The sequence below is a fragment of the Nonomuraea lactucae genome (assembly GCF_003313395.1).
Lineage (GTDB): Bacteria > Actinomycetota > Actinomycetes > Streptosporangiales > Streptosporangiaceae > Nonomuraea > Nonomuraea lactucae.
This window is the reverse complement of the sequence record NZ_QNFZ01000959.1, coordinates 1-10234: the sequence shown is the minus strand read 5'-3', so window position 1 is coordinate 10234 and position 10234 is coordinate 1. Positions and strand designations below refer to the sequence as shown.

The window sequence follows — 10234 nt, the reverse complement described above, 5'->3', positions numbered from 1 at the left end:
GGCGCGGCGAACGGCACGGGCGCGGCCTCGACGCGCCGGGAGCGCGGGACGCGGCGCACCAGGCCCCCCTGCGTGGTGGCGACGTCGCGGGGCGCCTGCAGCGTCTGTGGCCTGTGGGCCTGCGTCTGTGGCGTCTGCGTCCGTTGCCTCTGTGGCGTCTGTGCCGTTTGTGGCGTTTGTGGCATCTGTGGCCTCTGCGGCGGCTGTGCCGGTGGACGCGGGGCCTGGCCGTTGGCGCGCGCGGCTCCCCCGGGCGCGTCGAGCGGCCGGGGCCTGCCCATGTCGATGGGGGCCGTCACGGGGACGGCGACGGCGCCCACCGGCTCGGGGCGGGGCGCCGTCTTCTCCACCAGCAGATCCCGCGGCATGACGACGCGAACGGTGACGCCGGTGAGCGGCGAGTCGTGCAGCCAGACGTCGATCCCCAGGCGCTGGGCGAGCCGGCCGACGACGTAGTGGCCGAGGTAGCGCGTGGGGGCCACCAGGAAGCTCCGCTCGCCGCGGAGCCGGGCGTTGGCCGCCTGGATCTCCTCGGGCGACATCCCGACGCCGTTGTCGATGATGGCGATGTCGTACTGGCCCGAACCGATCCGGGCCTGGATCTCGACGTCCTGGTCCGGCGGGGAGAAGACCAGCGCGTTCTCGATCAGCTCGGCCAGCAGGTGCGCCACCTCGGCGACCACGGCGCCGCGCACCATGGCGTCGTCGACCTTCCGCAGGACGACCCGCCGGTAGTCCTCCACCTCCGACAGGGCCGAGCGCAGCACGTCGCCCACGGGCACCGGAGCGACGGACCGGCGCGGGCTCTGCTCTCCCACCAGGACGAGCAGGCTCTCGGCGTTGCGCCGCATCCGGGTGGCGAGGTGGTCGAGCTCGAACAGGTTGGCCAGCGCGCCGGGGTCGGTCTCCTCCCTCTCCAGGGCGCTGATGAAGCCGAGCTGCCGCCGTACGAGGTTCTGGTTGCGGCGGCCCAGGTTGGCCAGGGACTCGGCGGTGTTGCGCCGCAGCACCGCCTGCTCGGCGGCCAGCCGGATGGCGGTCCTGTGCACGTTCGCCAGGGCCGTGGCCACCTCGGCGAACTCGTCCCTGCGCGAGGCCAGCACGGAACCCGTGTCGGTCACCACGTCACCCGGGTCGTCGGTGGCCTGGATGCGGGCCACCGTCTCCGGGAGCCGTCGCTCGGCCACCTCGTTGGCCTCGCCCGCGAGCAGGCGCAGCGGGCGGACGATGGAGCGCGAGGTCACGAGGCCGAGCCCGATGGCGCCGAGCACGGTCAGCCCGGCCAGCGCGAGCAGCGCCCACAGCAGGGTGCGCGCGTCGTCCCTGCCCTCCCTGGCCGTGAGGCCGATGTCCTCGCCGACGCGGCGCTGGACGTCGTGCATCGCGTCGACCTGCGTGGTCATCGCGTCCCACCAGGTCGCGGCGTCGACGTTGAGCCTGCGCGCGGTGACTCCGGCGATGGCGCGCAGCTCGAGCGCCGCCGCCTTGGTGGCCGCGGGACTTCGCTGGGCCGCGTTCAGCGCCGTGACCTGTCCCGGCGTCGCCTGCCTGACGAACTGGGCGAGCGCGTCGGTCCTGGTGGCGCGGAGCTCGGAGAACTCGACGTACTCGCGAGTGGTGAAGGAGCCCGTCGCGAAGACGCCGTTGAGGAGCCCGCGCTCGCGGGCCATCGCCTCCTTGGCACGGCCGAGCACCCGCAGTGCCTCCAGGCCGCGGCGGAGCGCCGGCTGGCTCTGTCCGGTGACCTCGTCGTGGGCGGCCTCGCCGAGGGCGTTGACGGCGGCGGTGTAGAAGGCGAAGACGTCGGTCCGCACGGCCTGGCCCGCGTCGACCGATCCCCGTACGGCGGCCAGGCCGGAGAGCCGGTCCAGAGCGGCGCGCACGCGGGAGGCGGCGGGAAGCGTCTCGTCGGCGAGGAGGCGATCGAGCGCGGAGCGCGTCACGTTGGATCGCGCCCGCTGGGTGTCGACCTCGTCGCGGTAGCGGGACTCGCCGCCGAGCATGCCGTTGGTGAGCCCGCGTTCCCGTTGCAGCGAGTGGACGAGTTCCTGGGTCGCCAGGACGAGTTCGACGTTGCCGGTGGTGGCGGTCGCGTCCTGGGCGGCGCCGTACTGCGCCAGCACGCCGACTCCGGCCAGGCCGATCAGGATGGCCGTCGGGATGGCCAGGAGTATCGAGAGCTTGCCGCGAATCGTCCGCGGTCCCAGCCCGGACCGCCGATCTCCCGTAGAGGCGGCGGCGGCCCGATGGCGTGGGTTCGCCCGAGGCACCGTAATGCCGCGTCGTCCGAAAATACGCATGGCTGACCCCTTGAAGGGTGATGCAGGGCTCTGGGTGATATACGGCAAGGAGTCGGATTTCTCCTGATTTCAGCCCTGCCGACCTAACTGGATGGCCAATAGCGCAAGTGCCGGAAAGATTTTAGGGAGGTTATGTTGCACGCCTGTTTCAGGTTGCCGTCCAGAGTGAGGAATGTGGTTTTCCTACGTCACCCGTACGTGATGGACCATGAGCGCCCTTTGCGCAGGTCACAAGGCGCTTCCGGTATTAGGAAAAGCACAATTCAGCCTTTCGGCCCAGCCATTCGTTACCGGAAGCCCTCCTGCGATGAAGAATCAGCGCCGGTGGAGGCGTGAGAACGAAAGGGGCCACGGGAAGCCCGTGGCCCTTCTGTCGTTTGCGGGTCAGGCGGCGGCGCGTAGCGGGACGGGTGTGCCGTGAGAGCTGATTTTCGGGTACGTCGCTCAGCGCGGTGGGAGGGAGCGGCTCGATCACGGCGCAAGGGGACGAGCCGGTCTGTAGGCCGGGTTCTGCAACCCCCGGCCGTGTGACCTGCCGCTACTCCAATTACATAGGCTCTGAGCTGCGAAAACGTTTGCCATCGTTTGGCTGTGACTAGCCGGTTTTAGAGCGCTGGCGCGGAACGCAAACGGAACAGGCTCAGCTCTTGAGACGGCCCGTCTCCTTCGCCCACTCCAGGATGTCGGCGAGCCACCACCAGTCACGCCCCGAGATCTTTCCTTCCGGCTCAGGGAACTTGGTCACGTTGACCCACTCCTTCGCCGAGCGGCGGCGCCAGGTGACCACCGTGTTCTCAGAGACGCCGAGATGAGCAGCGATGCCGTCAATGCCCACAGGGATCCATGGCGAAGTAGGTCGCGTCATGGAGATGAGTGTACGTGGATCACGGACGGATGTCTCCACGCGGCGAATGTCGGCAACGGGCGAATGCCGGGGGTTGACGGGTGAATGTCCGAGGCATACAGTCGGGTCAGCGCAAGACGGCAGGGTCAAGGGAGACGAGATGACCGACATCGACAGCGATGCGACACAGTGTCCGGACTGTGGGGAGATGACCATTCCGGGGCTGTGCATCTTCCACCCGACCGTTTCCAAGTGCCCTGACTGCGCCTGCCCCGGATGCGAGGCCGACGCCCAGTAGCAAGACGGGCGGGCCAGGTGCTCCAACACCTGACCCGCCCTTGATCCCCAACCTGCACTACCAGGAGAGGACCCAAGGTGAATTCCACCACGCCCACCCCCGAGCCCGCGAGGCCCGAGCTGCCGCCCACCGTGCGCGAGCGCGCCGAGAAGGCCGGCCGTGACGCCAAGCTGGCGTTCGAGGTCCAGTACCGCGCCGAGCTGGCGGCGTACAAGAACGAGGCCGCCGCCCGCGGAACCAGTGACGCGCACGTCGTCACCTGGCTGCAAGAGGACCCGTGCGACGACTGGTGCGTCGGCGACCCCGACCACCGCGCCGGCACCCACCCCGACGACCGCGTCCACATCGGGCCGACCCTGGCCGTGTCGCTGGTGACGATGGAGCCCGTCGCCGTCGACTACCCGTCCCGGTGGGCGCCGCCCGAGGTGACCGTCAGCCTGGAGCGGCTGTACAGGGAGAAGGAGCCGCGGATCGCCATCGGCGCCGGCGACGACACCCACATGTACGCCACGCTGGCGGAGGCGGAGCAGCTCGCGAGCAAGCTCGTGGAGGCGGTGCGGGCGGCGCGCGGCTGGACGTCGCCGGGCTCGGGCCTGTTCGACCCGGACGGCCGATGCCCGGACGTGGCCTGCCGCCACTGCTACCCGATCGCCGGCGAGGTGTCGGCGTGACAACTCCCCAGATCAGCCCGGAACTGCGGACGCTGTCCGAGATCCTCGACGGCCTGACGCCGGAGCAGACGCGTAAGGCGCTGGCCTTCCTGCACGGCTACGACAAGCGGACGTTCGCCATGGTCATCGAGTACGTCACCGGGGGTGCCGCGTGAGCTTTCCCCGCACCCCTGACTGCCCCGACTGGTGCGCCGACCGGCACCACGAGCCGGGTCGGCCGCACTTCCGCAACCTCGACCTGATCGAGCACCTCGACGACTCCGACTGCATGGTCGAGGTGAACGTCTGGCTGCGCGACGGCCAGGGCGTGGCGGAGGTGCGGTTCACCGACCGGGACGGCACCGAGACCCGCGTGGAGCTGTCGCAGGAGGCGGCCGGCGTCGTCGGCTACATCCTGCGCGAGTTCGACCGCCGCGGCGCCAAGGAGTTCGGCGCGCTGCTGTTCGAGGCCGCCCACATGCTGGAGGTGGCCCGGTGATCCGCTGGTCAACGACGGTCGTCGTGGTGCTGCTCGCCACGGTGGCGGCGATCGTCTCCTATAGGCACGCCTACGAGGTCATCACGGCCAACGGCGAGTCCGGTTGGGTGGCCTACCTGGTGCCGCTCACGATCGACGGCCTGATCTTCGCGTCGTCGATGGTGCTGCTCGACTGCGCCCGCCGCGGCCTGGAGGTGCCGTGGCTGGCGCGGGTCGCGCTGGTACTCGGCATCGCGGCCACACTGGCGGCGAATGTGATGCACGGCTGGTCTCACGGGCCGGTCGGGGCGATCGTGGCCGCCTGGCCGGCCGTGGCGCTGGTGCTCTCGTACGAGCTCCTCATGGGGGTCATCCGAAGAGGGGCCGTATCTGTAACGGTCGCGACCAACCTCCGTTCGAATCTCACGGAGGTGGCGGACAAGGGTGAAGAACCTACACCGATTCCGGTCGAGGTACGCGCGCCCGCCGTACCCGCAACCGTGGGCGTGACGCCCATGGTTGGGTCCGAGGGTGTCACCGTTGACACTCTCGAACCGGTCGAGGCCCCTGCGGACAACCTCGTGGTGATTCACCACGAGGTACACCCGCTCGCTGTACCTTCGCAGCTCGTGAGGCTTCCCGGCGCCGGGAAGCCGACCCATGGGGCGGATCTCGACGGGCCTGCACCCGAGGTCGAGGTACAGCCCGAGCGTGTACCTGAGCCCGACCCGGACGCGCCTTACCGGCCGGTCGCTGTGGCTCACTTCCTCGCCGAAGTGGCACAGGGCCAGACCCCGACCGTCCGCACGATCAAGGACCGGATGAACGTCAGCACCGATCGGGCCGGCCGCCTACGGCGGTACCTCGCCGGACTCGTGGAGGTGGCGCAGTGACCCCCGCCGACTTCGAGCACATCGACGACCTCACGCACCGGATCGCGTCGGGCAGCACGTACAGCATCGGCCTGGTCAAGCACGCCGAGACCGGGCGCGTGTTCGTCGAGATCCTGCACGGCGAGCTCGGCGATGAGCAGTACGCGTACGCGCCGGTCGACGTCGACCCCGCGACGGTGGAGAGCTGGGACGGCGCGTGGGAAGGGCTCGCCCGCCTGCTGGGCACCGAGGCGGGTCTGTGAGGCGGCACCGGCCGCGCTGGTTGCAGGGGGCGGCGGGACGCAAGTTCCGCCGCCGCCTGGCCGTCCGGCACGGCTGGCGCTGCTTCTACTGCCGCAAGGGCTTCCCCAACCACACGGCGATCACGGCGGATCACTTCATCCCGCTGAGCGTGTGGCGGCGCGGCTACCCGAAGTCGAATCTTGTCCCGGCGTGCAAGCCGTGTAACCGGGCGAAGGATGACCAGCTCCCCCGCGGGCTCGTGCTGGTGCTGCTGAGCGTCGGTACGGCATCCGCCACAGTGATGCAGGAGGCAGCGTGACTCACATGCCGTGGTGCACCGCCCACAGCGAGCGGGTGTGCCTGTCCGACACGATCGACGACGTGACGATCACGTGGGCGCCGGGCGAGCCGGTCACGGTGTGGGTGGACGGCCCGGACGGGCTGACCGAGATCCCGCTGACGGTCGAGGCGGCGCAGAAGGCCGCCAGGGCGATCCTACGGTGGTTCCCGGACGGCGCCTGACAGCGAGTCGACCACTCCCCCACCGGCTGAATGGATGTCCACGCGATGTCCACGCGATGTCCACGGACGACGTCGTTTGGACATCCACCCCCCTACGCGCGTGCGCGTGCGCGTGTGGAGGCAGGGGGAGGGAGGGGCGCAGTCCACGGGGCGGCGAGGCCCCCGCCGGGCGGGCACTCCCCCGGCCTCCTTAGCCGCCTCTGGACGGGACTGGAGGTGTGTCTACTCCCCCCGTCTAAGCGCCTCTACAGGCCCTACAGGGCACATCGGGCGGGCCGGACTGGAGGAGGCCGGAGCGTCTACACCGTAGGGGGCCGGGGCCTGCCTGTAGACCCCGTGCAGGGTGGGCGGCCACACGCAGCGTCACGCCGACGGGGTTGAGGCGCCGGGCGAGCAGGATGTCTCAAAGGGTTGTCGCAACCACCCTGCATAAGGCCTCCCGGGGGAGGGGCAATGCGACAACATCCGAGAGGGGCTGTGCGACAACATGGCGGCCACGGACAGTGACGGAAACGCGGTGTTGGTCTCGTCGGGCAGAGATTGTCTTTATGTCCCAGGAATCCTCTACATAGGGGCCCCCGGGGGAGGGGCCGGGGACAATAACCGAGAGGGGCTGCTGGGACATTCTTCGGTCACGCTGCGTACCGGATCTTGATTCCACATTTGTGGATCGAGATCAACTTCTGTCCCGTGCGTACGTGGGGCGGACCGAACTCTTCTTGGTCGTGTCGCGACCATGAAGTTCTGTCCCGTGCGTACGTGGGGCGGACCCTTCGCGGCCTGCTACGACTCGGGCCAGTCCGCGGCCGGCCTGACGTACGAGCCGCGCCCTTGGATCGTGGTCACCCATCCCTGCTCGCCGAGCGCTTTCATCGCCCGCCGTACGGTGCCGCGCGAGACGTCATGCTCCTGCTGCATGTGAGCCTCCGAGGGCAGCATTTGGCGAGGCGCGTACTCGCCGGCCTTGATCTGATCGCGGATGACGTTGGCGAGTTGCTGCCACAACGGTGTCGGGTCGAGCGGGTCCACGGTCATGCTCAACACGTTACGGACGTGCCGTCTGACCTGCGCAGACGGTCCGTATTACACAGGCTGTACGTGCTGTACGAGTTAGACGTACAGTGCTGGCATGGCCCTCCACGGCGAACCCCTCGACATCCCCCTGTGTGACGTCGACCAGGACGAGCACGGCGTGATCCACCTGCGGCACCACGCCAGCGGCGACACCGCCACCGCCACGACCGAGCAGGACGCCGTCATTCAAGGCGTGATCCTGCGCGTGTCGGCCGGCTACGCCCGCGAGATCCCGTTCACCACGGGCGACATGCCGTGACCCGCCCCATCATCCAAGCCTGGGCGGACCGGCAGGGCCGCGTATGGATGGACACGGGCAAGCTACATGTCAAAACCCACGAGGTGATCATCGAGCTTCTCAACGGTGAAGCGAAGGGATCATTGAGTTGGGTCAACAGCCAGTTCGGGCCGCTTGAGCAGCTCGGCGTCCAGAAGTCGCAGGACGCCCCGCCCCTGAACGGCTGACCCGCATGGGCTGGCCGGCCCCGCCTGGCCGTGGAGGGACTGGACGGGGCCGGCCCTTCACCCGCGTGACCCGATCCGGGTTGCGAGGCGCGCCCCGATCTCCTCGGCGCTCATCTGCTCCGTCGTGTGGAAGTGCTCGATGTTGAGCGGGCTGCGCCGCTCCATCTTGTCGATGCGGTCGACGACGGTGGCGAGCTGCTGCGAGACGGCTTCCATGCTGGCCACGTTGCCGCCGCCCGAACCACCGTAGGAGGAGGACCCCCCGCCGCGGCTTGCCATCTGCGGTACCGAGATCCTGCTGTAGTTGGTCAGATGGTCCCCGCTAGTCACGATGTAGCTGCTGCTGTTGTGGCCGGCGACCATGTCGGCGGGGTTGGATTTGGGCTTCAGGTTCGGCTTGGGGCCGATGACAGCGCCCGCGCTCCCCAGCCCGTACTTGCTCGGCGCCGCCTTCGGCTTCGAGCCGGGCTTGGGCGGGATCACGCTGCCCGCCGACCCGAGCCCGTACTTGTCGGAGCTGGTCGACGACGTCCGTGTCTTGGTGCCGCCGCCCGCCTTGCTCAGCACCGCGGACAGGGCCTTGTCGAGCACGTCCGCCACGGTCAGAGCGGCGTCCGCCACCCGCTCCGTAGACACCACGACCATGTCGGCGCTGATGCCCACCACGTCGCCCAGATTGGACACGGAGTCGGACATGCCGTGGGAGGCGGACGTGACCGCCGAGCCCAACGCCTGCGAGCCCGCAGTCCAGGCTTGCGACATCTGCCCGCCCACCATGCCCACCTGGGAGACGGCCTGCGTCAGCGACCCGGAGCCGCCGAGCGTCACATCCAGCTCCCGGGTGGCGTCGGCCAGGCTCGTCGAGAGGCTCGCGTTCGTGGCCTGCAGACCCGTCGACAGGGTCGTCACCTGCTTTTGAGCATCCTCGTTGTACACGGCGAGGCCGAAGTCCTGGGCGACCGCGCCCAAGATCTTGATGGCGCGGTCGCGGTACTGCGCCGCGTACGGGATGTACGCTTCCCGGCCGGCCTCGGCGAACACGGTCTGGCTGCCTGCGATGAAGGTCGGCTGCTTGCGGATCATCGGCGGGGGCGGCGACATCGATGACGACCCCGTCATGCCGCCGGCGGCCATGTACTGGATGCGGCCGTCGCCGCTCTGGATACCGCCCGCGGCCTTCCGCATCGACGCCCGCGCGGCGAACTCCTGCTGCTCTGTACGGACTCGGATCGTGACCGTCTTGTCCTTGACCGACTCCAGCGCCTGCTGTGCCCGCTTGACGCCCTCCACCAGTTCGCCGATCTCCGCCTTCAGCCTCGACTTGCGCTCTTTCGTGAGCTCTGGGTCCTTGAGTTCCTTGCGGGCGTCGGCGAGGCGAGACTTCAGCGCGTCGATCTCGGTCGTGATCTCGCTTTTGTACTCGGCGACCAGCTTCGGGTCGCCCAGCTCCAGGATGGCCTGACCCTTCGCGGCCAGCAGCCGCCCGATCTCGGCGCCGATCTGCGCCCGCCGCTCCTTGGACAGGTTCGGGTCGTCGAGCAGTGTCAACGCCTTGTCGATGTTCTGCTGCAACTCGAAGATGTCGGCCTTCAACCGGACCGCCTTCGATGCCTCGTCGGCCTGCCGCTGGAAGTCCTGCAGCTTCTTGATCCCGGCGTCCGACGCCTGGACGATCCGCCGGCCGAACTCCTCCATCCCCGGAACGTTGGCCAGCGCCTGACCGATCGTGCGGGTCACCTCAAGAACCCTGGTTCCGATCCCGGTGATCACGCCTATCGTTCCGGCCATCCGCTCCGAGATCGTCGCCGCCGACCGTATGACGGCCAGCCCGAGAATCCCGAAGAACTCGACCACTTTGCCGAGGCCGGCGATGGCCAGCGGGATCGTATCCAGCAGGCCGTTCAGCACCGCGCCGATGGTGCCCCGGTTGGCGCTTACGGCCCGCCCCAGGTCGTCGAACGCGGCGCCCAGATCCGACAGGAAGCCTTTGATGTCGATCTGGCCCAGCACGTCGGAGAAACCGCCCATCAGCGACGGGATCGCGTCGCCGAGCTCCTTCAAACCGGCGCCGAGATCGCGCACGAACTGCTCCATCGGCACGCGCGCCCGGTCGAACCCCTCAGACATGGCCGGGGCCACATCCTTGGCCACGCCGCGGGCCTGCACGCGCACCTCGTCCAGCACGCTCAGCATGGGCCTGCTGGACTCCTGCATGGCCAGCGTCAGGTCACGGCCCAGCTCCTTGAACTGCGCCCGCAGCTCGTTCGCCTGCTTGTTCGCCGCCTCGACGCGCCTCTTCTCGGCAGCGCTCCACGACTTCTCCACGTCCTGGACGAAAAACAGCGACTGCGTGCCCAGGGCCGCCAGTCGTACGCCGATCCCGGCGACCATCGCGCCACCCAGCGCCGCACCCGCCGCGGGCCCCACCGTGGCGGCCACGCCGCCCAGCACGCCGAGCACCGCCGGTCCTGCCGCGGACCGCAGCGCC

General features: G+C 69.2%; 14 protein-coding genes. 10 read left to right on the top strand and 4 right to left on the bottom strand.

All coding sequences use genetic code 11. From position 1 onward, the window contains the following. Nucleotides 1–2300 (bottom strand): sensor histidine kinase (locus DQW85_RS33715; protein ID WP_162795586.1); only part of this gene is annotated, 2300 nt, incomplete at its 3' end. A 640-nt stretch (nucleotides 2301–2940) separates the two neighbouring features. Then, a complete protein-coding gene (locus tag DQW85_RS33710) occupies nucleotides 2941–3165 on the bottom strand; it encodes a hypothetical protein (RefSeq protein ID WP_162795585.1) in 225 nt (74 codons plus the stop codon). A gap of 139 nt (nucleotides 3166–3304) precedes the next feature. Here DQW85_RS33710 and DQW85_RS45000 point away from each other — a divergent pair, with 139 nt between their 5' ends. The 8 genes from DQW85_RS45000 (at nucleotide 3305) to DQW85_RS33680 (ending at nucleotide 6207) form a co-directional block, all read left to right on the top strand. Then, nucleotides 3305–3442: a hypothetical protein gene (locus tag DQW85_RS45000; protein ID WP_162795584.1), complete on the top strand. Its 138-nt coding sequence runs from the start codon at nucleotides 3305–3307 to the stop codon at nucleotides 3440–3442. A gap of 77 nt (nucleotides 3443–3519) precedes the next feature. Next, nucleotides 3520–4113 (top strand): DUF6907 domain-containing protein, encoded by a 594-nt coding sequence (locus DQW85_RS33705; protein WP_113703810.1) that lies wholly within the window; start codon nucleotides 3520–3522, stop codon nucleotides 4111–4113. Continuing rightward, on the top strand, nucleotides 4110–4268 hold the full coding sequence (locus DQW85_RS44995) for a hypothetical protein (protein WP_162795583.1): 159 nt from the start codon (nucleotides 4110–4112) through the stop codon (nucleotides 4266–4268). The genes DQW85_RS33705 and DQW85_RS44995 overlap by 4 nt, the downstream gene beginning before the upstream one ends. Next, nucleotides 4265–4591 carry a hypothetical protein gene (locus DQW85_RS33700; protein ID WP_113703809.1) on the top strand — a complete coding sequence of 109 codons (327 nt, stop codon included), beginning with the start codon at nucleotides 4265–4267 and terminating at the stop codon, nucleotides 4589–4591. The genes DQW85_RS44995 and DQW85_RS33700 overlap by 4 nt, the downstream gene beginning before the upstream one ends. Then, on the top strand, nucleotides 4588–5463 hold the full coding sequence (locus DQW85_RS33695; RefSeq protein WP_240197590.1) for a DUF2637 domain-containing protein: 876 nt from the start codon (nucleotides 4588–4590) through the stop codon (nucleotides 5461–5463). The genes DQW85_RS33700 and DQW85_RS33695 overlap by 4 nt, the downstream gene beginning before the upstream one ends. Further along, on the top strand, nucleotides 5460–5705 hold the full coding sequence (locus DQW85_RS33690) for a hypothetical protein (protein ID WP_113703808.1): 246 nt from the start codon (nucleotides 5460–5462) through the stop codon (nucleotides 5703–5705). Before DQW85_RS33695 ends, DQW85_RS33690 begins: the two co-directional genes overlap by 4 nt. Further along, entirely contained in the window at nucleotides 5702–6004 is a 303-nt protein-coding gene (locus DQW85_RS33685) for an HNH endonuclease (protein WP_205315611.1), read from the top strand. Before DQW85_RS33690 ends, DQW85_RS33685 begins: the two co-directional genes overlap by 4 nt. Then, entirely contained in the window at nucleotides 6001–6207 is a 207-nt protein-coding gene (locus tag DQW85_RS33680) for a hypothetical protein (RefSeq protein WP_162795582.1), read from the top strand. The genes DQW85_RS33685 and DQW85_RS33680 overlap by 4 nt, the downstream gene beginning before the upstream one ends. A 783-nt stretch (nucleotides 6208–6990) precedes the next feature. Here the strand turns inward: DQW85_RS33680 and DQW85_RS33675 are convergent. Further along, on the bottom strand, nucleotides 6991–7242 hold the full coding sequence (locus DQW85_RS33675) for a GntR family transcriptional regulator (protein ID WP_113703806.1): 252 nt from the start codon (nucleotides 7240–7242) through the stop codon (nucleotides 6991–6993). Between the two features lie 94 nt (nucleotides 7243–7336). Here DQW85_RS33675 and DQW85_RS33670 point away from each other — a divergent pair, with 94 nt between their 5' ends. Both DQW85_RS33670 and DQW85_RS33665 read left to right on the top strand, forming a co-directional pair. Continuing rightward, nucleotides 7337–7540, top strand: a complete 204-nt coding sequence (locus DQW85_RS33670) for a hypothetical protein (RefSeq protein WP_113703805.1) — start codon at nucleotides 7337–7339, stop codon at nucleotides 7538–7540. Then, nucleotides 7537–7746 carry a hypothetical protein gene (locus DQW85_RS33665; protein ID WP_113703804.1) on the top strand — a complete coding sequence of 70 codons (210 nt, stop codon included), beginning with the start codon at nucleotides 7537–7539 and terminating at the stop codon, nucleotides 7744–7746. Before DQW85_RS33670 ends, DQW85_RS33665 begins: the two co-directional genes overlap by 4 nt. Nucleotides 7747–7803: 57 nt before the next feature. On the opposite strand, the gene DQW85_RS33660 is transcribed toward DQW85_RS33665, so the two are convergent. Beyond that, nucleotides 7804–10234, bottom strand: a 2431-nt coding sequence (locus DQW85_RS33660; RefSeq protein ID WP_162795581.1) for a coiled-coil domain-containing protein, incomplete at its 5' end; no start/stop codon positions are given.

Bases quoted from the DNA above. Each gene is read 5' to 3' on its own strand.
- DQW85_RS33710 (WP_162795585.1), bottom strand. From the start codon at position 3,165: ATGACGCGACCTACTTCGCCATGGATCCCTGTGGGCATTGACGGCATC.
- DQW85_RS45000 (WP_162795584.1), top strand. From the start codon at position 3,305: ATGACCGACATCGACAGCGATGCGACACAGTGTCCGGACTGTGGGGAG.
- DQW85_RS33675 (WP_113703806.1), bottom strand. From the start codon at position 7,242: ATGACCGTGGACCCGCTCGACCCGACACCGTTGTGGCAGCAACTCGCC.
- DQW85_RS33670 (WP_113703805.1), top strand. From the start codon at position 7,337: ATGGCCCTCCACGGCGAACCCCTCGACATCCCCCTGTGTGACGTCGAC.